The organism is Fontimonas thermophila (genome assembly GCF_900113085.1).
Classification (GTDB): domain Bacteria; phylum Pseudomonadota; class Gammaproteobacteria; order Nevskiales; family Nevskiaceae; genus Solimonas; species Solimonas thermophila.
The window spans coordinates 101858-126346 of the sequence record NZ_FOOC01000007.1 but is presented as its reverse complement, the minus strand read 5'-3'; the positions used below and the strand labels follow the sequence as shown (position 1 = coordinate 126346).

Here is a 24489-nt window from a genome sequence, read left to right as displayed (position 1 = left end):
ATGCGTATCTCCGATTTCGCGGTCCGCAACACTCCGTTCATGGTCGTGGTGTTCCTGTTGCTGATCGCAATGGGCGTCTCGTCGTGGCGCAACATCCCGCGCACCGAGGACCCGTACTTCCCGATCTCGGCGTTCCAGATCATCGCCGTCTATCCGGGCGCCAACGCACTGGAGGTCGAGCGGCGGGTCGTCGAGCCGATCGAGGATGCGCTCAACACGCTCGACGACATCAAGGAAATGTCCTCGACTTCCGATGACTCGCTCGGCATCGTGCGCATCGAATTCGAGGCGCACGTCGACGTCGAGAAAAAGTACGACGAGATCAACCGCGAGATCGGTGCCCTCGGCCCTGTGCTGCCGGAGGGGCTCGCCCGCCTCAAAGTCATGAAGATCAATCCGGGGCACGTCAATATCGTGCAACTCGCACTGGTATCGGAGACAGCCTCGTGGCACGCGCTCGAAGACACCGCCGAGGAACTGAAGGACAGACTCGAACGCATCCCCGGCGTGCGCGAAGCCGAGACCTGGGCACTCCCGCAACGCGAGCTGCGCGTCGAACTCGATCTCGCGCGTCTGGCCGAGTTGAATCTGCGCGCGACCCAGGTGCTGCAGGCGATCACTGCTGACAACACCAACGTACCCGGCGGAGCGGTCGAAATCGGACCACGCCGCTTCAATCTGAAAACGACCGGCAGCTACCAGTCGCTCGACGAGGTACGGGACACGGTGATCGCCGGCAGTGGCGATGCCATCGTGCGCGTGCGCGACGTCGCCCGCGTCGACTGGGACCACGGACCGCTCGATTACACGGCGCGTTTCGATGGCCGGCGGGCGGTCTGGGTGACGGCCAACCAGAAGCCCGGGCACAACATCTTCGTCACCCAGGCCGCGATCAATGAGGTCGTCGATCAGTTCCGGACCGAGCTGCCGGCCGGCATCGAACTGGCCGTTGGCTTCGACCAGTCGCAAAAAGTCCGGCACCGCCTCAACCGGCTCACCACCGATTTCATCATCGCCATCGTGCTGGTCTTGGTGACGCTGCTGCCGCTCGGCCTGCGTGCCGCCGGCATCGTCATGGTGTCGATTCCGCTGTCGCTGTTCACCGGCATCGCCGCCCTCTATCTCACCGGTTTTTCCCTCAACCAGCTATCGATCGCAGGTTTCGTCGTCGCGCTCGGCCTGCTGGTTGATGATTCCATCGTCGTCACCGAGAACATCGCCCGCTTCCTGCGCATGGGCTACACGCGCGACCAGGCGGCGATGCTCGCAACGCGCCAGATCTCGCTCGCCGTCGTCGGCTGCACGGCGACGTTGCTGTTCGCCTTCCTGCCGCTGTTGATGTTGCCGGGCAACGCCGGCAAGTTCATCCGCTCGCTGCCGGCGGCAGTGGCGTTCACCGTCGCTGCGTCGCTGTTCGTGGCGCTGACGATCATTCCCTTCCTCGCCTCGCGCGTGCTGCCCCGTCAGACCACGCACGAGGACAATCGCCTGTTGCGTGGCCTGTTGCGTCTGATTCACCGCGTCTATGCGCCTTTGCTGCGCCGGGCGCTGGCCCGCCCCAAGACCACGGTCGCGCTGTCCACGCTGGCCGTGGCCGCGAGCTTTGCGCTGGTGCCGCTGATCGGCATGAGCATGTTCCCCAAAGCCGATACGCCGCAGTTCCTCGTCCAGATCACCCTGCCCAATGGCAGCAGCATCACGCGCACCGACGCCGTGCTGCGCCAGGTCGAGGACATCCTGCACAAGCGTCCGGAGATCGTGCATACGATGGCCAATCTCGGGCGTGGCAACCCGCAGATTTATTACAACGTGTTCCAGCGCGAGTACGGCGCGCACGTCGCCGATGTGTTCGTGCAGCTCAAGGCCTTTGAAGGCAAAAAGACACGGCGCATGCTCGACGAGCTGCGCACCGAGCTCGACGCGATTCCCGGTGCCGAAATCATCGTCAAGGAATTCGAGAACGGCCCACCGATGGAGGCGCCGATCGCGATCCGCATCATCGGTCGCGATCTCGACGTGCTGCGCAAAATGGCCGCCGAGGTCGAAGCGCTGGTGCGTGCGACGCCGGGTACGCGCGACGTCGTCAACAACCAGCGCCGCGCGCGCCTGGATCTGGATCTGGGCATCGACACGACCAAGGCCGGCATGCTCGGCATCGCGCCGCTGGAACTGGATCAAACCGTGCGCCTGGCCGTCGCCGGCATCGAGGCCGGCGAGTTCCGCGAACCCGATGGCGACAGCTATCCGATCGTACTGCGCGCACCGCTGTCGGGCCGGCCGACGCTATCCGCGCTCGACGGCCTGCACGTCGGCACCGCCTCTGGCGCGCAGGTGCCACTAGCCCAGCTCACCTCGCCGCACCTGGTCGAAACACCGCCGCTGATCTACCGCCGTGACCGCGAGCGCGCCGTCGTCATCACCGCTTATACCGAATCCGGCTACAACACCGAGCGCGTGACCCAGCAGATCCTCGACCGCATCGCGGCCCGCGACTGGCCGTCCGGATACCGCTTCGTCGCCGCCGGCGAGGTCGAAAGCCGCAAGCACATTTTCGCCGGCTTTGGCACCGCGATCCTCATCGCCGCGTTTGGCATCCTCGCCGTGCTGGTGCTCGAATTCGGCAGCTTCAAATCGACGCTGATCGTCGCCACCGTCGTGCCGCTGGGCGTCATGGGCGGCATTCTGATGTTGTGGCTCACCGGCAATTCGCTGAGCTTTACCGCGATGATCGGGTTCATCGCGCTCACCGGCATCGAGATCAAAAACTCGATCCTGCTCGTCGATTTCACCAACCAGCTACGCCAGCAGGGGCGCCCGCTGATGGAAGCGATCGTCGAAGCCGGCGAAATCCGCTTCCTGCCGATCCTGCTGACCTCGGCCACGGCGATCGGCGGGCTGCTGCCGCTCGCCGTGCAAGGCGCGGCCCTGTATGCGCCGATGGCCTGGGTCATCATCGGCGGCCTGATCACCTCGACCCTGATCGGCCGTCTGGTCACGCCGGTGATGTACATGCTGCTCCCGCCCCACCTCGACCCGGAGGCCAGCAGCGGCGTCGCGGTTCCGGAGCTGGAGATCAAGACCGCCTGAACACACCCCCAGGCGTGGCGCGCAGAACCGATCGGCACGCCGTATTAAGATGGTGGCCATTCCCACCGGAATCCATACGGACACTGATGAACCGTCGTGAACTGCTGCGCGCCGCCGCGGCCCTTTCGGTCTATGGCCTGCCGACCGCCGCCTTCCTGCGCCTGGATGACGCCGCCGCGGCATCATCCGGATCCTTCGACTACGCCGCGCTCAAAGGCCGCGCACGTGCGCTCGCCGCGCAAGCCTATGTCGAACCGCGCAACGAGCTGCCCGAATCGCTCGACAAGATCTCGTGGGACGACTATCAGAAACTCTCGTTCATCCGCGAAAAGGGGCTGTGGTACGGCGAGAACCTGCCGTTTCGCATCGAGATGTTCCACCCCGGTCTGTTCTTCAAGCATCCGGTGCAGATCTATGAGATCGCCGATGATCAGGTGCGCCACATCGACTACGACCCGCGTCAATTCCAGACGCGCGGACTCAAGCTCGGACGGCTGCCGAAGGATCTGGGGTATGCGGGCTTTCGCATCCATCATGCATCGGACTGGACCCGCGACATCGCCGCCTTTCTCGGTGCATCGTATTTCCGCGCGGTCGGCGCCTCGCGCCAGTACGGCCTGTCGGCGCGCGGGCTGGCCATCGACACCGGCCTGCCGCGTCCGGAGGAATTTCCGCGCTTTAGTGTGTTCTGGATCGAGCGTCCGCGGCCGGATGCCACCGAACTCGTCGTCTACGCGCTGCTCGATTCACCGAGCATCACCGGAGCCTACCGCTTTGGCATCCGCCCTGGCGAAACGCTGGTCATGGACGTGGATGCCGCCCTCTACCCGCGCAAACCGATCGAGCGCCTGGGCATCGCGCCGCTGACCAGCATGTACCAGACTGGCGAAAACGATCGCCGCTACGCCTACGACTTCCGCCCGGAGATCCACGATTCCGATGGTCTTGCACTGTGGACCGGCGCCGGCGAGTGGATCTGGCGCCCCCTGGTGAACCCGCGCGACGTGCGCGTGAACTCGTTCTTCGACGACAACCCGCGCGGCTTCGGCCTGCTGCAGCGCGACCGCAACTTCGACCATTACCAGGACGACGGGGTCTGGTACGACCGGCGGCCGAGCCTGTGGGTCGAACCCAGACACGGCTGGGGCAAGGGCGCGGTGCAGCTCGTCGAGATCCCGACCGTGGACGAAACCTTCGACAACATCGTCGCGTTCTGGAACCCCGAGCACAAAACCCAACCCGGCGAGGAATTGCTGTTCGCCTACCGCCTGCACTGGGGCGCACAGCCGCCGGTGCACCCGCCGCTCGCCACCGTGCGCGCGACCGGCACCGGCCTGGGCGGCGTCGTCGGCCGCAAGCGCACGTATTTTTCATGGCGCTTTGCGGTGGACTTCGCGGGCGGCATGCTCGACCTGTACGGACCGGATGCCCGGATCGAGGCCGTGGTCAGCGCCTCGCGCGGACGCATCGAGCTGGTGTCCGCCCGTCCGCTGACGCCGATCGGCGGCTGGCGCGCGCTGTTCGACATCGTGCCGCCGGATACCTCGACCGAGCCGATCGACCTGCGCCTGTACCTGCGCAGCGGTGCGCATGCGCTGAGCGAAACCTGGATCTACCAGTGGCAGCCGCCGCCGCAGGCCGAGCGCGTCATCTACTGAGCACGCCACTCCGGTTTCCAGGACGGCAGCAGCTCCGCGACCATCGGCGTCAGCGCCTCGCTGGCGAGAAACGCCGCTGCGGTTTCGATGTCGCGCGCGAGCACACGATCTTCTTCCAGAAAAGGAACGCGCTCGCGCAGCGCCAGATGCACTGCCTGCAGCGGCTCGGAGGTCTGCAGCGGCGCATGGAAATCCACGCCCTGGGCAGCGGCGAGCAGCTCGATGGCGATGATGCGGCGCGTGTTCTCGCACATACCGAGCAGGCGCCGCGCGGCAAACGTCGCCATGCTGACGTGGTCTTCCTGGTTGGCCGAGGTCGGCAGGCTGTCGACGCTGGCCGGATGCGCGAGCAGTTTGTTCTCGGACGCCAGCGCCGCAGCGGTGGCATGCGCCATCATGAACCCGGAATTGAGGCCGGCGTGACGCACCAGAAACGGCGGCAGGCCCGATAGCGTCGCGTCGATCAGCAGCGCGATGCGTCGCTCCGACAACGCGCCGATCTCGGCGATCGCCAAGGCCAGCGTATCGGCGGCAAAGGCCACCGGCTCGGCGTGGAAATTGCCGCCGGAGAGCACTTCACCGCCATCCACAATCAGCGGATTGTCGGTGACCGCGTTGGCTTCGATCAGCAGGGTGCGCGCGGCGTTGCGGATCAGATCGAGACAGGCCCCCATCACCTGCGGCTGGCAGCGCAGGCTGTACGGATCCTGCACACGGTCATCCTGCACGCGGTGCGAGGCACGGATCTCGCTGCCCTGGAGCAGCCGCCGGTAAGCGGCGGCGACCTCGATCTGCCCCGGCTGGCCGCGCAGCGCCTGGATGCGTTCGTCGAAGGGCGTATCCGAACCGCGCGCGGCATCCACCGACATCGCGCCGGCGACGATCGCGGCGGCGAACAGGTCTTCGGTTTCGAACAGTGCGCGGATCGCCAGCGCCGTCGACACCTGCGTGCCATTGAGCAGCGCAAGCCCCTCCTTGGGCGCAAGACGCAGCGGCGCAAGCCCAGCCCGGGCCAGACCTTCTCTTGCCGGCAGCACGCATCCGTCGATACGCACCTCGCCCTCGCCCATCAGCACCAGCGTCAGATGCGCAAGCGGCGCCAGGTCGCCGGAAGCTCCGACCGAGCCCTGCGCCGGAATCAGCGGCAGCACCCCGGTGTTGTAGAGCGTCAGCAGCGCCTCGACGATCTCGCGGCGTACCCCCGACACTCCGCGCGCCAGGCTCGCGGCCTTGAGCACCAGAACCAGACGCACGCAGGCATCGTCGAGCGGCGCGCCGACACCGACGGCATGCGACCGCACCAGATGACACTGGAGCGCATCGAGCCGCGCATCGGGGATATGCACCTTGGCAAGCTTGCCGAAGCCGGTGTTGATGCCGTAAGCGGGCTCGCCGCGCAGCGCGATTCGCGCCACCGCACGCGCCGCATCCTCGACTGCTGGCCAGAACGCCGGCTCGATCGACAGGCGCACACGCCCGCCGAGCAGATGACGCAGCTCGCCGAGCGTCAGATGCCCCGGACGCAGATGCCACTCAGCCATGCCGGAACTCCGGCCGGGAACGCCGCTGCGCGTGGACAGGCCCGCGCGTTGTGGTGCGTCGTCCGGCCCACCACTCGGATGCTGGCGTCAGCTCTGCGTCGGGGATCTTGATCGACATGGCGGCAGCCTCGGCTCAACCGGGACACGCCGGAACCCCAGCGTTCCGCGCGTGTGGCATCACCGCGCACGACCGGCCCCCACGGCCGGCCGCCGGGCAATACCGGGCTTCATTCAAGCCGTCCTGACCAGCCCTGTCATGAGGAGCTCCCCCTGTTCCGCGCTTGGGGGGGTTGCTGGCGACTGATGTGTACACCCGGCCCGGCATACCGGCAGCGCCGGTACACAAACACGTCTAGATTTGAGGAGAACTCGACTTCTGCGGTTCTCCGCGCTCACTTGGCGCGGTCGAATCCCGGGCCGAGCGGCTCGCCAGAAACGCTGCAATGGCCTGGCGTTGCTGCGGCGTCCATGAAGCAGCCAATGTATTCATGGCCTGCGACGGATCCCGCCGGGTACCAGCGGCATAAGCGTCCAACTGCTTGAGTACGTAGTCATATCCAAGTCCGGCGATGCGCGGAATGGAATCGCGGCCCGACAGACTCTCGCCATGGCAGGTAGTACAGGCACCGGCCTCGACAATTTGCTGCCCCCGCTCGAGCAATAGTGGATCGAGACGGGAAACCGGCGGATCGCCCGCACGCTGACGCGCAAAAAACGCCGCCAGGGTTTCGATCTCGTGATCGTCGAGCGCGCGCGCCATCGCGTTCATGATCGGATGCACGCGACGCCCCTCGGCATAGGCGCGCAGTTGCGCGGCGAGATAAGCCGCCGGCTGTGCCGCAAGCGGCGGATAATGCGGATTGAGTGGACGACCGTTGACACCGTGGCAGCCGATGCACGTATCGGAGACCTGCGGCCAAGGTCCGCGCTCGGCCTCGTATTGCGCCGCTGCCTGCTGGACATGCCGGTGGAGCCGATAAATATCCAGCGCTGCCGTGTTTGCGCCCGCGTTACGACGCGCCGGTGCAAGGGTCGCCCCATGGCGTAAAGTGTCAAGCGTCATGTCGGCAAAGGTCGAGAACGCGATCCGTGGCATCGTGCATGATGGCGCCGGCAATCCTCTCCTCGGATCGGAACATGAACCGTCACGAACACAGTCCGATTGATTCGACTACCGTCAGCTTCGTCTCCGGCGGCCAACGCTGCGTGGCCAGCTTCTATCGGCCACCCGGATCGGGTCCCTTCCCGGTGATTGTGATGGCACATGGCCTCGGCGGCACGCGAATCATGCGTCTGCCTGCGTACGCCGAACGTTTCGCTGCCGCAGGCTATGCCTGCCTCGTCTTCGACTATCGACATTTCGGCGACAGTGAGGGTGAACCGCGCCAACTGCTCGACATCGGCAAGCAGCTCGCGGACTGGAAAGCCGCCGTCGCATATGCCCGCACCCTGGACGAAGTCAAGCCAGATCAGGTCATCCTCTGGGGCACATCATTCTCTGGCGGTCATGTGCTCGTCGTCGCGGCCGAAGATGCGCGGATCGCCGCCGTGATCTCGCAGTGTCCATTCACGGATGGCCTGGCATCGAGCCTGGCGATGCAGCCGCTCACGGCGCTGCGTGTGAGCGTGCGCGCCTTGCGCGACCGCATCGGTGCCGCATTGGGCGCCGCGCCGCTCATGGTGCCGCTGGCTGGCCGTCCCGGCGAAACGGCGCTGATGAACGCACCGGATGTCTGGGCTGGCTATCGCGCACTCGTACCGCCCGGGGCCACGATTCCCGATACAGTCGCCGCGCGCATCGCGCTCGACATCATCCGCTACACCCCGGGACGCATGGCCTCGCGCATCAAGGCACCAGTGCTGTTCTGCATTTGCAACACCGACAGCGTTGCGCCAGCCAAAACCAGCTTGCGCCACGCCAGGCGCGCACCGCGCGGGGAGATCCAGTGCTATGCCGACGGTCACTTCGACATCTACGTCGGCGATGGCTTCGAACGCGTGATCCGCGATCAGCTTGCGTTTTTGCGCCGGCACGTACCGGCGCGCTGATCGATAGCACAGATATGCGCGTCAACCCACCTTGGTACATGAGACAAGGCGCGCGCGATTCCTGCGCCCGTTGCTGGCCATCCCCGTCGTGCAGGTCTTCCTGAAAGCCCGCATCGGCAAGATCGTGAACGGTCCCGACGAAGCCACCCGTTCCAAGCAGCCCACATACGTCTGGAGCGAAGCGCGCAACGCCCGCGGCGCGATCAAAACCGCGCGCATCCGCACCGAGAACGTTTACAGCTTGACCGTGACCGCTGCACTGACCGTGATCCAGCACCTGATGCACCACAAACCTGCGGGCGATGCATACACCCCGGCCAGGCTGTGCGGCGCAGATCTCGTCACCCGCCTCCCTGGATGCGGGCCGATGCAGGTATCGTGACGCGCATGCACACCATCCTCGGCGCAAACGGTCAGATCGGTCGGGAACTGGCCCGCGTGCTCGCACGCGAGTTCACGCGCGAGATCCGCCTGGTCAGCCGCCAGCCGCAGAGGGTCAACGACACGGATCAGGTGCACCGTGCCGATCTGCTCGATGCCAGCCAGACCTGCACGGCCGTTGCCGGCGCAGCGGTTGTGTATTTGACCGCTGGGCTGCCGATGGACACGCAGCGGTGGGTCGCACAGTGGCCGGTGATCATGCGCAACGTGATCGATGCCTGCATCCGCCATGGCGCCAGGCTAGTGTTCTTCGACAATACCTATATGTACCCGCAGCACGCAGCGCCGCTGACCGAGGACACGCCGTTCGCACCACATGGAGAGAAGGGGCGGGTACGCGCTGCGGTGGCCACGATGCTGCTCGAAGCGATGGCGGCAGGGCGTATCACCGCCCTGATCGGGCGCGCGCCGGAATTCTACGGTCCGGGGCTGACGCAAAGCATCACGCAGCGCATGGTCATCGATCCCCTCAAACGCGGGCGGCCTGCCAAGGTGCCGCTGCGCGACGATACGCTGCGCACCCTGATCTACACGCCGGATGCGAGTCGCGCGCTGGCCTGGCTGGGCAACGCACCGGATACCTACGGCCAGACCTGGCATCTGCCCTGCGACGATGAGCGCCTCACCTACCGCGGGTTCGTCGAACGCACCGCCGCCGCGCTGGGGGTTGCACCGCGCTACACCGTGGTGCGGCGCTGGCAGTTCCATCTCGCCGGTCTGTTCGACGCGCAGATCCGCGACGCCGCGGAACTTCTGCCGCGTTATGCGGTGGATCACGTTTTCGTCTCGGACAAATTCAAGCGCCGCTTCCCCGATTTTCCGGTGACGCGCTATGCGCAGGGACTCTGCGCGATCGCCGTCGAGGCACGGGCTACCGGCACTGCCGCGTCTTGGAACCGATGAAGCCGCCATGATCGGCACGGCGCGAGCGCCGCGCTGGATCCCGCCGGGCGTCGCGCCGCCGCCGGCCGATCGGCTGTCGCCCTGCGTGCTCCTAGCCGCCTGGGATCGGCGCGCGCGCGTGTCCCTCGTCGATGCAGGTCTGCACGCGCCTGCGGATGATGCCGGCGAGCTTGCGGATACCGGGGCCGGCCGTATCGGGATCGGCGTGGATCAGGTATAGCGTGGCGCGCCGGCCGCTGTCGCCGGCCATTGGCAGTGGCTTGAGCATGCCGGCGGTGAGTTCATCGCGGATGATGGGCTCGGCGTACCAGGCAAACCCCAGGCCCATGCAGGCGGCGCGGATGGACGTGGCCTTGTGCGAAACCGTCCAGCGGCGTTCGCCCAGCCAGGCTGGATTGTGCTCGCGCTGGGTCCCGGAATCGCGGATCACCAGATGGCGGTGCGCGCGCAGATCGGCGAGCGTCAGCGGCCGGCCGAGCTGGTGCAGCGGATGCTCGGGATGAGCCACCGGCACGAATGGCACCTCCATCAGCACCTCGCCGAGAAAGCCCGTCGGCACGGCCGATGCGATCGCAAGCTGCACCCGCCCCTCGACCAGCGCCTCGGTGGTCCCGCCGAGCACGGATTCGATCAGCTCGATGCGCGTGTCCGGATGCTCGGCCGAGAATTCGGCAAAGCATTGGAGCAAAAGCCAGGTCGGGAAAATCGCGTCCACCGCAAGACGCAGCTCGGCCTCCCAGCCGGAGCCGAGCGCGCGTGCGGCCTGCTCGAGCTGCGCCGCCTCCTCGATCAAGCGGCGGCCGCGGCGGTACAGCATCTGTCCAGCGGCAGTCAGCACCGCCTTGCGCCCCTGGATCGCAAACACCTTGACACCGAGCCGCTGCTCCAGCTTCTGCACCGCATAGGTGATCGTCGATTGGGTCTTGTGCAGACGCTGCGCCGCCTGGGCGTAACCGCCGGCTTCCACCACGGCCACCAGGGCGCGCCACTGTTCCAGGGAAATCCGAGGGGTGTTCGTCACATCACGCCCGAAGAATCGAATAAATCGATCGATAAGCGCGAATTTTTGCGCTTTTATATTCAAAACGGCAAACGTTTAATACGGCTCCCCTGATTTTCTGGAGTCTTGAAGATGCGCACGCTGTTGCAGATCAACACCAGTCTTTATTTGGAAAACGGCCAGTCGTCGCAGCTTGCCAGCGCATTCGTCGCCGCCTATTGCGCCCGCCATCCGGACACCCGGGTCATCGTGCGGGATCTTGCGGCCCATCCGTTGCCGCATCTGACCGCGGAGCGTTTCCAGGCATTTCTCACACCGCCGCAGGAACGCACGCCGGCGCAGCAAGCGATCGTCGCCGAGAGCGATGCGCTGATCGCCGAACTCAAAGCGGCCGACACCATCGTGCTCGGACTGCCGATGTACAACTTCGGTATCCCCTCGCCGCTCAAGGCCTGGTTCGACCACATCGCCCGCGCCGGGGTCAGCTTCCGCTATACCCCTCAAGGCCCGGAAGGGCTGATCGGCGATCGCAAGGTCTATATCTTTGCCACGCGCGGGGGGTATCACCAGGGCACGGCGCGCGACACGCAAACCGGCCATGTCCGCGATTTCTTCGCCCTGCTCGGCATCCGCGATCTGACCTTCGTCTATGCCGAGGGCCTGAACATCGGCGAAACCGAGCGCGAACAGGCCTTGCAGGCGGCACGCCAGACGATCGAACGTCTGGCGGCCTGACCGCCGCCACCGGAGATGCTCATGGATACCCGCGAACTCGTCCACATCATCCCCAGCGTCACAACCTCCGATGGGGCCGGCGTCAAGCTGCGGCGCAGCCTCGGCGCGACGCCTGCGCTGCGCCTGGATCCGTTCCTGATGTTCGACGAGTTCGGCACCGAGCATCCGGACGACTACATCGCCGGCTTCCCGATGCATCCACACCGCGGCTTTACGACCGTGACCTACATGATCGACGGCCACATGCGCCATGAGGATCATCTCGGCAACGTCGGCGAACTGAAAGCCGGCGACGTGCAGTGGATGATCGCCGGTCGCGGCGTGATCCATTCGGAGATGCCGCAACAGACGTCCGGACGTCTGCGCGGCTTCCAGTTGTGGATCAACCTGCCGGCGCGCGAGAAGATGCAGCCGCCGGCGTATCGCGACATTGCGGCCGAACACATCCCGACGGTCGCGCTATCCGGCGGCGGATGGGCGAAGGTGATCGCCGGGACCGCGATGCTCGACGGCCGTCGGGTGGCAGGACCGATCAATCCCGCGCCCGGGACAATCACCACCGATCCGCTCTACCTGGACGTCGGACTGCCGGCGCAGGCGACATTCGGCACCGCATTGCCCGTGGGCCACCAGGCCTTCGTCTATGCCTATGAAGGCAGTGTGCGCATCGGCGCCAAGGTGCTGCCGCGCTCTGCCGCCGGTGTGCTCTCCGACGGCGCGCACGTCACCCTTCACGCCGGAGCGGACGATGCGCGTTTTCTGCTGATCGCCGGCAAACCGCTGCGCGAGCCGGTCGTACAGTACGGCCCGTTCGTGATGAACACACGCGAACAGATCGAGCAGGCGATCGCGGATTATCGCAGCGGCCGGCTGGCGCTCTGAGCCGGTATTGATCGGAAAAATCAGATCATCAGCCGCCAGATCAAGGTGGCGCACGCCCCCACGGTCAGCACGGTGCGCAGGCGGAAATAGCCTTCGACCGAGCCGAGCGTGCGCTCCCGCCAGAAATCCGCAAGTAGCAGCAGCAGAAAGACCACGATCAAGGCGGCCAGCGCCACGGTGAACGGCAGCGTCACCGCACCCCAGGCGACGATCATCAGCACCGACGCGAAGACCAGACCCATCGTGCCTTCCGGCCCCTCACAGGCCGGCAGCGCGAATCCCCAGAAACTGCCGGCCATGAAGGCTGCGATCATCGCGACATAGGCGAGCCAGCTGTGGTCGAGCCAGGCCGGCGCGGTGTGCGGCATCAGCGTGAGCCACAACGGCCCGGCGATGAACGGAAGCAACCCCGCGTAACCCAGCAATGAAACGATGCGCGGCAATGTCATGGCAACGACACCCGGTAATGACCCGCTGTGAGTATACGGGCGCCCACGCACCCTTCTTGCGCCGCCTGCGCACCGGCTAGCGTCCCGCCAAGAATCGTCCCGCCGGCCGGATACGGCGCGGGCGCGAAGACCGGAAGGCTTGTGCGGCACTCGGCGCCTGGGTCAACACGCGCAGCGGCCGGACACGGCGGTGCAGGCGATAAAGCTCGCGCACCCAGGCCAGGGCCGGCCGGGCCTGCCAGCGGCTCACCAACGGCGCGATTGCATCGCGATACTCGATGTCCGAAAACACCGGATGCTCGTCGGGACATGCCAGCGGCGCCAGATGCGCCGCCGCAGTGATGTCGGCCACCGTCAAAGCTTCTCCGACCAGATAAGGGCGCCCATCTTCGGCCATGCGATCCAGTTCATCGAGCGCGCGGACGATGACGCCCTGTGAATGCTTGAGCAGCGCCGGCGCATCGAGGCCAAGGCCACGGCGGAACAGACGGCTCAGCACCGGAAACGCAGCGCGCAGCACCGCGGCCTGGATGAAACCCGCATCGACCGACCACAAGCGCTGCACCAGATCCCCATCGTCCAGCAGGGTTGCATACATGCAGCGCACCACATGCGGGCCAATGTGATCGAAACGCGCCTCGCTACGCATCACCGCGGTGCGCAGCACAGGATCCTGCGGGATCAATGGAAACGGCGCACGGTGCGTCTCCAGCCATTCCAGAATCCGGGTGCTGTCCTCGATCATCTCGCCATCGGCTTCCAGCACCGGCAGCGAGGTCCCCAGACCTGCGGATCGGTGCGGATACGCGCCATAATGCAAAAAAGGCGTCAGGCGCCGCTCACGATAGGGCAGGCCGCTGGCATCCAGCGCCCAGCGGATTTTCTCGCTCGATTGCGAGGCAGCAAAGGTATACAGCGTCAGCGGCGGCATCATCACTCGCTCCTTGAGTGGCACGGCGGTACCCTAAACCATGCATGTGACAAGCAAGCGGCGCGCCATCTTTGAACTTCCGGGATGGGAGCGCCCCATACCCCACCGCCGATCGCCGGCAAAACCGCGCCGGGTGCTACGACCCGGCGGCGGGTGGACGGTCGCGAGGTTCGTGCTTCTTCGGAAACCGCGCATGAAGAGCTATCGAAAGGAACTGTGGTTTCAAACGCCCACGCGCATCGCCTTCCTCAACATCACGCCCCAGGTCGAACAGGCGCTCGCCGAAAGCGGCATCCGCGAGGGTTTGTGCCTGGTCAACGCGATGCACATCTCGGCCAGCGTCTTCATCAACGACGACGAACAAGGCCTGCACCAGGATTTCGCCCGCTGGCTGGAACAGCTCGCACCGCACGCGCCCATCGGGCAGTGGCGCCACAATGACACCGGCGAGGACAACGCCGACAGCCATCTCAAGCGCCAGCTCATGGGCCGCGAGGTTGTCGTCGCCGTCACCGCCGGCGCCCTCGACTTCGGGCCGTGGGAACAAATCTTCTATGGCGAATTCGACGGTCGGCGGCGCAAACGCGTGCTGGTGAAAATCATCGGCGAATAAGGCACGGCGCATCCGGCAACGCCCTGACTGGCCTTTGCCGCACCGGCCGGCTAAGGTGTCCGCTCGGGGGATGGAACACGTGCCGGGGGCTCAATCCGCAAGCATTGCGTCTTACGCCGGGCTTTGGGCCCTGGCGATCGGCCTTGCCGCGGCTTTGATCGCGGTACGGGCCTGGCGTGCGCATACCCAAGCGGTGCTGCTGAGGGCACTCGGCCTGGATGCGACTGCTCGCCGCTTTGAATACGGCAGCCGTCGCCTGATCGCGCGCGTCGCGGAGCAGAAGGCCCACGGCCGCCGCCATCTGTTTCTCTCGACACCGGCCCCGGAACTGCCACGCCTGTCGATCATGCGCCTGCGCGCACTCGACCGCCTCGCGCGCTGCTGCCATCTCGCCACCATCGTCCCGAGCGGTAACCGGGACTTCGACCGGCGCCATCTGATCGACTGCGATTACCGCGAGCTGGCCGGTGCGCTGCTGCGCGCACCGGCAGCGCGGGAAGCGATGCAGACCTTGTTCGATCTGGGGGCACGCACAATCACGCTGGCGCGCGGACAGTTGCGCGCACAGTTCGACATCGCCGCACTGCTCCCCGCCGACACGGCCGAGGCGAAGCTGCATCGCTGGGGTCACGCACTGGCGGAGCTTGCCACGGCGCTGCCGCCGTTCACCGGCGCGCTGACGCCGGTCACCACCGCCTGGAAGGCGCGGCGCCTGATGTTGCTGGTGACCTGTGCATTGGCACCGATTGCCGCGCTCGCTGCGTGCATGATCGGATACGAGACCTATCCGCCGCTGGACCTGCCGGCCCTGGTTCGCGATGCGCTCGCTGCGCTGCCACTGGCCTTGCCGGCGGCACTGTTGCCGGGCCTGGTGCTGCTGCGCGGGCACCCGACCAGCGGCCGACTGCTTACGCCCCTGGTCGCCGCCGTCATCGCCGCGACCCCGCCAGCACTGGTGGCCGCAGCCCTGTTGCGCAACGGTCACGGCGAAGCCCAGGCGCGGCATGTCGTCGTCGTCGAGGTCACCGGACGCGAGCGTCTCGCCGATACGGTGCCGCCGCGTTACCGCTGGTTGAGCGCGCAGCTTCAGGCACGCGGTCTGTTCGGCAGCCCACGGCCGATCGTCGCCGAGGTTCCCGAAGCGGTCTGGCAGCAGACACCGCTGGACCGTGCGCACATCGAGCTGCACATCGCCGCCGGGCGGCTCGGACATGCCTGGCTGGCCGCCGTGCGGCCGCTGACCGACCCGCCGCACACGGCACCACCACCCCCGGCACCGGTGCCGGCGACGGACGAAGCACCACACGCAGCCATTCCGCAGACATCGCCGCGCACCCTGGCGCTCGCGCCGAGTCTGCCCACACGGGCCGCATCCGGTGCCGTCCTGCTGGCGCAGGCGCATGCCCACGAACGCGCCGGCGCGCTCACAGAAGCCTTGCGCTTGCTCGACGAGGCGATCATCGCACTGCAGGCCGAAAACGCGCCGGCAACCCTGCGCGCACAGGCCCATGCCGCACGGGCGGCGCTGTACGGACGTCTGGGCAGCAGCTTCGAAAAGCAACGGGAAGCCGACGCCCGCGCCGCGCTCGCGCTGGCGCCGGCACAGCTCGAGGCCGCGCTGATTCTCGACGAGGTGCTGGTCCGTCGTGCGCGCCACGAGGAGGCTTTGCAGCTATGGACACTGGTGCTGCAACAGCGTCCGGACGATCGCAGCGGGCGTTTTCATCTCGCGCGCACGCTGGCGACGCTCGGCCGCACCGACGAAGCCCGGGCCGCTGCCGATGCGGCCTGCAGTGCCGGCGAGGCACCGGCCTGCACGCTGCGCGACAGCCTCTGAAAGCCCGCCCGGGCGCAGTGCCGGTCAGAGCGTACCGGTCGCGTATCCGGCGCCAGGATGAAGTCCACGCGGCGGACAAACATCGACCGCACGAGGCCAAGCGCGGGGTTTGCTAGCCTTATGGGTTCGATGACTGCTTTTCCGATTCGGCCATGCCCGCTCCCGCCCTGCTCGCCCTGCTCGCCGGCTCGAACTGGCCGCGACTGTTCGAGCGCCGCGCGCTCCGCCAGGGCAGCGACTATGCGCGCCGGAATGCGGTCACGCAGATGGAATTCGACAGCCACGGCGAACAGCTGTGCATCACCGCGCAGGTGCGCGACGGCGACACCGCCCACCATTGCCGGATCGACGTACAGCAGCAGGCGATGGCGCCGCTATGCATCGGCATGCGCTGTGACTGTGCCGATGGCCAGCAGTGCGGGCATTGCGCGGCGGCGTTGCTCACCGCGGTCGCGCGTCTGCGCGAACCGGTACCGCTGATCCTCGAAGAACCGCAACTCGCGACGCCGACGGACGCGGACTCCCCTCTGCACCATCTGCCCAAACCCGTACTCAGGTTGCGCAGCGAGCACCTCGCCGTCCGCACACACCGGGCGCTGGCACCCCGTATCGGCGTCGCACGGCTGTACTTCGATTACGACGGCCACCGCGTACCGGCCGACGAACACGCCCGGGCTCCGCTGACTGGCGCCGAGTCGCCGCGCATCGAGCGCCTGCGCGTCGCCGAAGGTGAGATCGCCGAACGCCTGCGCCACTTCAACCTGGTGCGTGCCGATCACCTCCTGGGGCTTTATCTGGACGATGCCGAGCTTGCGCGCTTTAGCATCAGCGATTACGTCCTCGAACGCGGCGCAGGGCGCGCCGCCTCGCCACAGCATCTCGGCAACGTGCTGCCGCGTCTTGCCGCCGCCGGCTTCGCACTGGAGTTCGACGACGGCTTTCCGGTGGAACTCTTGCCGGCGCCGGAGGCCTGGCATCTCGACGTGCGGGATCATGGCGATGCCTGGTTCGACGTGGCGCTGGGGATCGAGATCGCCGGTGAACGCATCGACCTGCTGCCCGTGCTGCGCCATCTGCTCGCGGACCCTGCTTTTCCACGGACACCGGCGCCCAATGAGCCCGAGGATGCGGTCTGGCTGGCCGCGCTCGACGAGCGCCGCCGCGTGCCGCTGCCGCTCCGGCGCCTGCGCGCGCTGATCGAGCCGCTCGCCGAGTGGCTGACGCACTCTCCGGAACACCGCCCCCATCCCGCCGAGTCCAGCCTGCGCCTGCGCCTGCCACAGACCGCGATCCTCGATGAGTTGCCGCTGGATCCGCGCGGCGGGGAAGCCTTGCGCGCACGTCTGCAGGCGTTCGCCACGCCGCGTCCGCCGCAACCGCCGGCGCCCGGATTCCGTGCCCACTTGCGCCCCTACCAGCAGCAGGGTCTGGCCTGGCTCGGCGCGCTGGCCGAGGCCGGACTCGGCGGCATCCTCGCCGACGACATGGGACTCGGCAAAACGTTGCAGATTCTCGCCCACGTCTGGACCGAGCGCGCACACAACCGTCTGCGCGGACCGGTGCTCATCGTCGTGCCGACCAGCCTGGTCGCGAACTGGCGCGAGGAAGTGCGGCGTTTTGCGCCGGAACTGCGCATGCTGGTCCTGCACGGACCCGACCGCCGCGAGCTATACGCACAAATCGCGCATCACGACCTCGTCATCACGACCTATCCGTTGCTCGCGCGCGACCATGAGCGTCTGCGTGCGCACAGCTTCGACCTGCTCGTGCTGGACGAGGCGCAGACGATCAAGAACGCCCGCACGCAAACGGCGCAGATCGTACGCAGGCTGCGCGTCAAACGCCGGCTCGCCGTCACCGGCACGCCGCTGGAGAATCATCTGGGCGAACTGTGGGCCCAGCTCGACGCCGTCGAACCCGGACTGCTCGGCTCCGAGCGCCAGTTCAACCTGCTCTACCGCATCCCGATCGAAAAGCACGCCAATCAAGCCCGCCAGCAGCGGCTCAACCGGCGCATCGCCCCGCTGATCCTGCGCCGACGCAAGGAGGACGTCGCTCCCGAGCTGCCACCGCGCACCGAAATCCTGCGCCGCATCGACCTCGACGGCCGCCAGCGCGACCTCTACGAATCCCTGCGCATCATCCAGGAACGGCGCGTGCGCGCGGCCATCGCCGAGCATGGCCTGGCGCAATCCGGCATCGTCGTACTCGATGCGCTGCTCAAACTGCGCCAGGTCTGCTGCGATCCGCGCCTGGTCAAGCTCGAGGGCGCCGGTGCCGTCCGGGAATCCGCCAAACTCGAACATCTGCTCGAACTGCTCGACGAACTGATCGCCGAAAACCGCCGCGTGCTGGTGTTCTCGCAGTTCACCGCGATGCTGGCGCTGATCGCGCAGGCCCTGCGTGCGCGCGACATCCGCTTTCTCGAACTGACCGGCCAAACGCGTGATCGCGGCGCCCTGGTCGAACGTTTCCAGCGCGGCGATGTGCCCGTATTCCTGATCAGCCTCAAGGCCGGCGGCGTCGGCCTCAACCTCACCGCCGCCGATACCGTGATCCACTACGACCCCTGGTGGAACCCGGCCGTCGAGGCGCAGGCTGCCGACCGTGCCCACCGCATCGGGCAGGACAAGCCGGTGTTCGTCTACAAGCTGATATGCAGCGGCACCGTCGAAGAAAAAATCCAGGCGATGCAGGCGCGCAAAGCGGCACTGGCGCACTCGGTGCTCACGGAGGGAACGCGCCAGCACGCCGGCCTTGACGAAGCCGAGCTCGACGCGCTGCTGTCGGCAATTTGAGCCCATCCGGCGCATAATCCGGTCGGATATCCGCCGCAGGAGCCGGATCCATGTACAAATCGCTGCGCGCACAGACCCTGCACTATCTCGCCCGGCCGCACGAACGCGTGCCGACGGCGCCGATCGACAGCCCGGCCGCCTGGCGCGGCGAGGACATGCGCCAACGCACCGACTGGCAATACCGCCTCAGTCCCGCCGAGATCCAGGAATGCCTCGCCGCCGTGCGCCATGCGCGCGCAACCGGCAAGCCCATGCACCAACTCACCCGGCACGATCTACCGCTACCGACACTCGCACCGCGTATCGCGCAATGGCGCCACGAAATCCGCCACGGCCGCGGTTTCGTGCTGATTCGCGGCATGCCGGTCGGGCACTGGCATGAGGCGGATACCGAAATCTTCTACTGGGGCCTCGGCCATCATCTCGGCATCCCGGGCGCACAGAATCCGCAAGGCGATCTGCTCGGCCACGTGCGCGACCAGCGCATCGGCGGTGACGTGCGCTATTACCGCACCAACAAGGCGTTGCTGCCCCACACCGACACCGCGGACATCGTCGGTCTGTTGTGCCTGAAAAAAGCGCGTAGCGGCGGGCTGTCGCGCATCGCAAGCTCGGTCGCCGTGTTCAACGAATTCATGCGCCGGGCGCCGCATTTGGTACCGCGCCTGTTCGAACCGTTCTGGTTCGATACCAAGGGCGAGGGCGGGATCCGCGCGTTCCCGGTGGCACCGTGCCGTTATGCCGGCGGCGAGCTGCGCACGTTCTGGCAGGCCGACTACTTCCGCAGTGTACAGGGGCTGCCCGGAGTACCACCGCTGTCGGCGACGGATCTCGAAACGCTGGATACCTACGACGCCATCAGCGAGGACCCGCGCCTTTACCTCGACATGGATCTCGAACCCGGCGACATCCAGTTGATCTCCAACCACACGATTCTGCATGCGCGCACGGCCTTCGAGGACCACCCGGAACCGGAACGGCGGCGGCACTTGCTGCGTCTGTGGCTCAGCATTCCGGAAAAACGCCCGTTGTATCTGGAATGGCTGCGTCTCAAAAGCCTGTTTGCGCTGACTGCCACCGCCGCGGTGGAACTGCTGCGCGAACGCCGGCGCCGTGCCTTCGCACCAGCCACGACTTGAGACCACCCACGGCGGCAGGACGCGCGATCCGCGGATCCCCTGCCCCGCGTAAAGTATCGCGATGCAGCCACCGCTCCCTTCCGTTGCACCGCAGCGGCTCGCGGATCGCCCGCTCGCCGGTCTGTTCCATCCGGCGGTCGCCGGCTGGTTCACCGACACGTTCGGGGCGCCGACGGCAGTGCAGCGGCAGACCTGGGCGGTCACCGCCCATCACCATCGCGATGTCCTGATCGCCGCACCAACAGGCTCCGGCAAGACCCTCGCCGCCTTTCTGGCCGCCATCAACGATCTGGTCGTCGAGGGACTCACGCGCGGGCTCGACGATACAGTGCACGTCGTTTACGTCTCGCCGCTCAGGGCGCTGTCCCATGACATCCAGAAGAACCTGCAGATGCCACTCGCAGGCATCCGCGAGCGCGTGCGCGCGATGGGCCTGGGCGATCTGCCGATCCGCACCGCCGTGCGCACCGGCGATACCGATGCCCGCGAGCGCGCGCGTATGCGCCGCGCGGCCCCGCACATCCTGGTCACCACACCGGAGTCGCTGTTCATCCTGCTCACCTCCGATGCCGGGCGCGCCATGCTCAAAACCACGCGCAGCGTGATCATCGACGAGCTGCACGCGCTCGCCGGCAACAAGCGCGGTGCGCACCTGATGCTGAGCCTGGAACGGCTCGACGCGCACTGCACGCGCCCACCCGTGCGCATCGGTCTGTCGGCAACGCAAAAACCGATCGAGACGATGGCGCAACTGCTCACTGGCGCGCATGAGCGCCAGTGCACGATCGTCGATGTGGGACACCGGCGCGAGTGCGACATCGCCCTGGAGCTGCCGCGCTCACCGCTGACTGCGGTGATGGCGACCGAGGTCTGGAACGAAATCTACGACCGCCTCGCCGAGCTGGTGAATGCCCATCGCACGACGCTGATCTTCGTCAATCAGCGGCGCCTTGCCGAGCGTGTGGCGCGCCATCTCGCCGAGCGCATCGGCGAAGAATACGTGACCGCGCACCACGGCAGCCTCGCCCGCGAACACCGCCTGCGCGCCGAGCAACGACTCAAAAGCGGAGCGCTCAAGGCGCTGGTCGCCACTGCCTCGCTGGAGCTGGGCATCGACATCGGCGAGGTCGATCTCGTCGTGCAGCTCGGCTCGCCGCGCTCGATCAATGCGTTCGTACAACGCATCGGCCGCGCCGGCCATGCCGTGGGCGCAACGCCGAAAGGCCGCCTGTTCCCGCTGTCGCTGGACGACCTCGCCGAGTGCACGGCTCTGCTCGACTGTGTCCGGCGCGGTGAACTCGACCACCTGCACGTCCCCGCAGGGCCCCTGGACGTGCTCGCCCAGCAGGTCGTCGCCGAAGTCGCCTGCCGCGAATGGCGACTGGAAGATCTTTATGCGCGTATCGTGCGCGCGCTGCCCTACCGCACGCTCACGCTCGAACGCTTCGAGTGGCTCGTGCACATGCTCGCCGACGGGTACAGCACGCGGCGCGGCCGGCGCGGCGCGCTGTTGCATTACGACGCCGTGAACCGGCGTTTGCGCGCGCGCCGCGGCGCCAAGCTGGTCGCGGTGACCAATGCCGGCACGATTCCCGACCAGTTCGATTACGACGTCGTGCTCGCCCCAGAAGAACTGCGCATCGGCACGCTCAACGAGGATTTTGCTTTCGAATCGCTGCCGGGAGACATCGTCCAGCTCGGCAACACCTCCTACCGCATCCTCAAGGTCGAAACCGGTCGCGTCATCGTCGAGGACGCCAAAGGCCAGCCGCCGAACATGCCCTTCTGGTTCGGCGAAGCGCCGGGACGCAGCGATGCGCTCTCCGCCACCGTGTCGCGCCTGCGCGCAGGGGCGCAGCGGACACTCGCCACCGGCATCGAGGCCTGCACGCAATGGCTGCAGACCGACTACGCCCTCGCACCCGAGGCGGCCGATCAACTCGCGCGCTATTTCAACGCTGCGTATGCCGCGCTCGGCGGCCTGCCCACGCAGGAAATGATCTACTTCGAACGCTTCTTTGACGAAGTCGGCGACACCCACCTGGTGATCCACGCGCCGCTGGGCTCGCGAATCATGCGCGCCTGGGGGCTGGCGCTGCGCAAGCGCTTCTGCCGGCAATTCGATTTCGAACTACAGGCCGCCGCGCTGGACGACAGCTTGCTGCTGTCGCTCGGCCCGACGCACAGCTTTGCGCTGGACGAGGTCGCCCGCTACCTGCACTCGCACAGCGTGCACGATCTGCTCGTTCAGGCGGTCCTGCAGGCACCGATGTTTCCGACACGCTGGCGCTGGGTCGCCTCCGTTGCGCTTGCGGTTGCGCGCAACCGCAACGGCAAACGCGTGCCGCCGCAATTCCAGCGCAGCGACGCCGAGGACTTGCTCACGCACGCCTTTCCCGATGCCGTCGCCTGTCAGGACAATCAGCCCGGTGACCGCGAAATTCCCGATCATCCACTGATCCGGCAAGCCCTCGACGACTGCCTACACGACGTCATGGACGAAGCCGGCCTGCTTGCGCTGCTACGCCGCATCGAGGCCGGGACCGCGCGCATCGTCTGCCGCGATCTGACTGCGCCCTCTGTGCTTGCCGAATCGATCATCCACGCCCGGCCCTATGCCTTCCTCGACGACGGCGCTGCCGAGGAACGCCGCGCGCTGGCGGTGAGAACACGCGGCATCGACGCACTGCAGGACGCCCGCGATCTCGGCCGTCTCGACGCAGAAGCCATCGCTCGGGTTCAAAGCGAGCTCTACCCCGATCCGGCTTCAGCCGACGAGTTGCACGAGGTGCTGGTCGTGCACGGCTTTCTGACCGACGCGGAGATCCGCCCGTGGGCGCACTGGTGCGATCCGCTGCTCGCTGCACGGCGCATCGTGCGCATCGGATCGGTGTGGGGCGCGCCCGAGCGCCTGCACGAGCTGCGCGCGGTGCTGCCCGATGCCGAGATCTACGGCGATGCACCGATGCTAAAGCCACTGGTCCACCGCGACGATGCGCTGCGCGAGTTGCTGCGCAGCCGCATGGATGTGCACGGACCGGTGACCGCGCACGAACTCGGCGCGCCGCTCGGCCTTTCCGGATCCGAGATCGAGACGGCCCTGATCGCGCTGGAGCGCCAGGGTGCGATCATGCGCGGTGACTTCACCGGCAATGGTCACATCCAATGGTGCGAACGCCGACGCCTGGCGCGGATCCATCGCTACACCCGCGACAAGCGCCGCGCCGAGTTCGAACCGGTGCCGCCCGTGGCCTTCATGCGCTTTTTGCTCGAATGGCACGGCATGCTCCCCGGCACACAGCGCGAGGGGCCGGTCGCACTGGAGACTGTACTGGCGCAGCTGGAGGGATTCGCCGTCGCGGCCGCAGCCTGGGAAACCGAGGTGCTGCCGGCGCGACTGCCGGGTTATGACCCCACCTGGCTGGACCAGCTCTGCGCGAGCGGCCGCGTGTTGTGGCAGCGGCTGGGCGGCACAAGCGATGGATCCCGCTCGGCACCAGTGCGCACCACTCCCATCGTCCTGCTGCTGCGCGAGCACGCCGCATACTGGCAAACCGAAGCCCAGGACACGCCGCCGTTGTCACCCGGAGCGCAGGCCGTGCTCGATGTACTGCGCGCACAGGGCGCCTCGTTTTTCGTCGACCTGGTTGCCGACAGCGGCCTGCTGCGCAGCCAGGTCGAAACCGCCCTCGGCGAGCTGGTCGGCCACGGACTCGTCACCTCCGATGGTTTTGCCGGGCTGCGCGCCTTGATCGCGCCTGCAGAGATCAAGGCGCGGCGCCTGCGCCGCGGCGGCGTGCGCGCGGCCTTCGCGAGCCTCGAAAGCGCCGGGCGCTGGTCGCTGGTGCGGCCCCGGCGCGCCACCGCACAGACCGAGGCGCCCGACGCGGACGGCGAGCATGCAGTGCGCGTGCTGCTGCGCCGTTACGGCGTGATCTTTCGCCGACTGATCGAGCGCGAGCCCCGACTGCCGCCATGGCGCGATCTGCTCTATGTGCTGCGCCGCCTGGAAGCGCGCGGCGAGATCCGCGGCGGCCGCTTCGTCAGCGGCTTTGCCGGCGAGCAGTTCGCTCTCCCCGAAGCGGCGGCGGCGCTGCGCCGGCACCGCGACAATGCGGACGAAACGCTCATCGTGGTGGCCGGCTGCGATCCGCTCAATCTCACCGGGACAGTGCTCGCAGGTGAGCGCGTGCCGGCGCTGCCGGGGCACCGCGTCCTGCTGCGCGGCGGCATGCCGGTCGCACGGCTGGTCGGCGGGGAGACACATCATCTCGTCCCTGCAGACGCAGGCACGCAGTGGCAGTGGCACAACCGGCTGTTGCGCGGCCCCGGTGCACCGCCGCCGAACAATCCCCCTGCGCCTGGACGGCTGCACACACCGGGCACGCCTCGCCTGCCACGACCGCCCCATTGAGCGAACGGCGTC

17 protein-coding genes are annotated in these 24489 nt (G+C 67.1%); 12 read left to right on the top strand and 5 right to left on the bottom strand.

What is annotated here, in order from left to right; translation table 11 throughout:
* Together BMZ48_RS08560 and BMZ48_RS08555 are read left to right on the top strand one after the other, a co-directional pair.
* The gene (locus BMZ48_RS08560; protein ID WP_091533886.1) at positions 1-3087 is read left to right on the top strand and encodes an efflux RND transporter permease subunit; all 3087 of its coding nucleotides are present in this window, start codon (positions 1-3) and stop codon (positions 3085-3087) included.
* 86 nt (positions 3088-3173) lie between these two features.
* The gene (locus tag BMZ48_RS08555; RefSeq protein ID WP_091533883.1) at positions 3174-4745 is read left to right on the top strand and encodes an OpgD/OpgG family glucan biosynthesis protein; all 1572 of its coding nucleotides are present in this window, start codon (positions 3174-3176) and stop codon (positions 4743-4745) included.
* Here the strand turns inward: BMZ48_RS08555 and hutH are convergent.
* Together hutH and BMZ48_RS08545 are read right to left on the bottom strand one after the other, a co-directional pair.
* Positions 4739-6286 carry a histidine ammonia-lyase gene (gene hutH, locus BMZ48_RS08550; protein WP_091533880.1) on the bottom strand — a complete coding sequence of 516 codons (1548 nt, stop codon included), beginning with the start codon at positions 6284-6286 and terminating at the stop codon, positions 4739-4741. The two genes, BMZ48_RS08555 and hutH, sit on opposite strands and share 7 nt — an antisense overlap.
* Before the next feature lie 352 nt (positions 6287-6638).
* Positions 6639-7349, bottom strand: coding sequence for a c-type cytochrome (locus BMZ48_RS08545; RefSeq protein ID WP_159431136.1), 711 nt, complete (start codon positions 7347-7349; stop codon positions 6639-6641).
* 74 nt (positions 7350-7423) lie between these two features.
* On the opposite strand from BMZ48_RS08545, the gene BMZ48_RS08540 reads away from it, so the two are divergent.
* The 3 genes from BMZ48_RS08540 to BMZ48_RS08530 all read left to right on the top strand — a co-directional run bounded on the left by BMZ48_RS08540 (position 7424) and on the right by BMZ48_RS08530 (position 9679).
* Positions 7424-8335 carry an alpha/beta hydrolase gene (locus BMZ48_RS08540; protein WP_200769574.1) on the top strand — a complete coding sequence of 304 codons (912 nt, stop codon included), beginning with the start codon at positions 7424-7426 and terminating at the stop codon, positions 8333-8335.
* Positions 8336-8405: 70 nt separating this feature from the next.
* Positions 8406-8717 (top strand): saccharopine dehydrogenase family protein, encoded by a 312-nt coding sequence (locus tag BMZ48_RS08535; RefSeq protein ID WP_091533875.1) that lies wholly within the window; start codon positions 8406-8408, stop codon positions 8715-8717.
* Between the two features lie 5 nt (positions 8718-8722).
* Positions 8723-9679, top strand: coding sequence for an NAD-dependent epimerase/dehydratase family protein (locus tag BMZ48_RS08530; protein ID WP_091533930.1), 957 nt, complete (start codon positions 8723-8725; stop codon positions 9677-9679).
* A 91-nt stretch (positions 9680-9770) separates the two neighbouring features.
* Here the strand turns inward: BMZ48_RS08530 and BMZ48_RS08525 are convergent, their stop codons facing one another.
* Positions 9771-10700, bottom strand: a complete 930-nt coding sequence (locus BMZ48_RS08525) for a LysR family transcriptional regulator (protein ID WP_091533873.1) — start codon at positions 10698-10700, stop codon at positions 9771-9773.
* Positions 10701-10811: 111 nt separating this feature from the next.
* On the opposite strand from BMZ48_RS08525, the gene BMZ48_RS08520 reads away from it, so the two are divergent.
* Together BMZ48_RS08520 and BMZ48_RS08515 are read left to right on the top strand one after the other, a co-directional pair.
* Positions 10812-11414 (top strand): FMN-dependent NADH-azoreductase, encoded by a 603-nt coding sequence (locus tag BMZ48_RS08520; RefSeq protein WP_091533871.1) that lies wholly within the window; start codon positions 10812-10814, stop codon positions 11412-11414.
* Between the two features lie 21 nt (positions 11415-11435).
* Positions 11436-12296: a pirin family protein gene (locus BMZ48_RS08515; protein WP_091533927.1), complete on the top strand. Its 861-nt coding sequence runs from the start codon at positions 11436-11438 to the stop codon at positions 12294-12296.
* Between the two features lie 20 nt (positions 12297-12316).
* Here BMZ48_RS08515 and BMZ48_RS08510 read toward each other — a convergent pair whose 3' ends face one another.
* Together BMZ48_RS08510 and BMZ48_RS08505 are read right to left on the bottom strand one after the other, a co-directional pair.
* On the bottom strand, positions 12317-12745 hold the full coding sequence (locus BMZ48_RS08510; RefSeq protein ID WP_091533869.1) for a DUF3429 domain-containing protein: 429 nt from the start codon (positions 12743-12745) through the stop codon (positions 12317-12319).
* A 76-nt stretch (positions 12746-12821) separates the two neighbouring features.
* Positions 12822-13679, bottom strand: coding sequence for a glutathione S-transferase family protein (locus BMZ48_RS08505; protein ID WP_091533867.1), 858 nt, complete (start codon positions 13677-13679; stop codon positions 12822-12824).
* Between the two features lie 190 nt (positions 13680-13869).
* Between BMZ48_RS08505 and BMZ48_RS08500 the strand changes: the two genes are divergently transcribed.
* The 5 genes from BMZ48_RS08500 (at position 13870) to BMZ48_RS08480 (ending at position 24477) form a co-directional block, all read left to right on the top strand.
* The gene (locus BMZ48_RS08500) at positions 13870-14289 is read left to right on the top strand and encodes a secondary thiamine-phosphate synthase enzyme YjbQ (RefSeq protein ID WP_091533864.1); all 420 of its coding nucleotides are present in this window, start codon (positions 13870-13872) and stop codon (positions 14287-14289) included.
* A gap of 70 nt (positions 14290-14359) precedes the next feature.
* Positions 14360-16126, top strand: a complete 1767-nt coding sequence (locus BMZ48_RS08495; protein WP_091533862.1) for a tetratricopeptide repeat protein — start codon at positions 14360-14362, stop codon at positions 16124-16126.
* Positions 16127-16278: 152 nt separating this feature from the next.
* Positions 16279-18924 (top strand): DEAD/DEAH box helicase, encoded by a 2646-nt coding sequence (locus BMZ48_RS08490; protein ID WP_091533859.1) that lies wholly within the window; start codon positions 16279-16281, stop codon positions 18922-18924.
* 50 nt (positions 18925-18974) lie between these two features.
* Positions 18975-20063: a TauD/TfdA family dioxygenase gene (locus tag BMZ48_RS08485; RefSeq protein WP_091533857.1), complete on the top strand. Its 1089-nt coding sequence runs from the start codon at positions 18975-18977 to the stop codon at positions 20061-20063.
* Positions 20064-20124: 61 nt separating this feature from the next.
* Entirely contained in the window at positions 20125-24477 is a 4353-nt protein-coding gene (locus BMZ48_RS08480; protein ID WP_091533855.1) for a DEAD/DEAH box helicase, read from the top strand.
* Positions 24478-24489 lie beyond the last annotated feature (12 nt).

What these genes read in the sequence shown, in the direction of transcription:
- BMZ48_RS08480 (WP_091533855.1), top strand. Translation starts at nt 20,125, where the DNA reads ATGCAGCCACCGCTCCCTTCCGTTGCACCGCAGCGGCTCGCGGATCGC.
- BMZ48_RS08485 (WP_091533857.1), top strand. Translation starts at nt 18,975, where the DNA reads ATGTACAAATCGCTGCGCGCACAGACCCTGCACTATCTCGCCCGGCCG.
- BMZ48_RS08510 (WP_091533869.1), bottom strand. Translation starts at nt 12,745, where the DNA reads ATGACATTGCCGCGCATCGTTTCATTGCTGGGTTACGCGGGGTTGCTT.
- BMZ48_RS08555 (WP_091533883.1), top strand. Translation starts at nt 3,174, where the DNA reads ATGAACCGTCGTGAACTGCTGCGCGCCGCCGCGGCCCTTTCGGTCTAT.
- BMZ48_RS08530 (WP_091533930.1), top strand. Translation starts at nt 8,723, where the DNA reads ATGCACACCATCCTCGGCGCAAACGGTCAGATCGGTCGGGAACTGGCC.
- BMZ48_RS08495 (WP_091533862.1), top strand. Translation starts at nt 14,360, where the DNA reads ATGGAACACGTGCCGGGGGCTCAATCCGCAAGCATTGCGTCTTACGCC.
- BMZ48_RS08490 (WP_091533859.1), top strand. Translation starts at nt 16,279, where the DNA reads ATGCCCGCTCCCGCCCTGCTCGCCCTGCTCGCCGGCTCGAACTGGCCG.
- BMZ48_RS08515 (WP_091533927.1), top strand. Translation starts at nt 11,436, where the DNA reads ATGGATACCCGCGAACTCGTCCACATCATCCCCAGCGTCACAACCTCC.
- BMZ48_RS08560 (WP_091533886.1), top strand. Translation starts at nt 1, where the DNA reads ATGCGTATCTCCGATTTCGCGGTCCGCAACACTCCGTTCATGGTCGTG.
- BMZ48_RS08520 (WP_091533871.1), top strand. Translation starts at nt 10,812, where the DNA reads ATGCGCACGCTGTTGCAGATCAACACCAGTCTTTATTTGGAAAACGGC.
- BMZ48_RS08505 (WP_091533867.1), bottom strand. Translation starts at nt 13,679, where the DNA reads ATGATGCCGCCGCTGACGCTGTATACCTTTGCTGCCTCGCAATCGAGC.
- BMZ48_RS08500 (WP_091533864.1), top strand. Translation starts at nt 13,870, where the DNA reads ATGAAGAGCTATCGAAAGGAACTGTGGTTTCAAACGCCCACGCGCATC.
- hutH (WP_091533880.1), bottom strand. Translation starts at nt 6,286, where the DNA reads ATGGCTGAGTGGCATCTGCGTCCGGGGCATCTGACGCTCGGCGAGCTG.
- BMZ48_RS08540 (WP_200769574.1), top strand. Translation starts at nt 7,424, where the DNA reads ATGAACCGTCACGAACACAGTCCGATTGATTCGACTACCGTCAGCTTC.
- BMZ48_RS08545 (WP_159431136.1), bottom strand. Translation starts at nt 7,349, where the DNA reads ATGACGCTTGACACTTTACGCCATGGGGCGACCCTTGCACCGGCGCGT.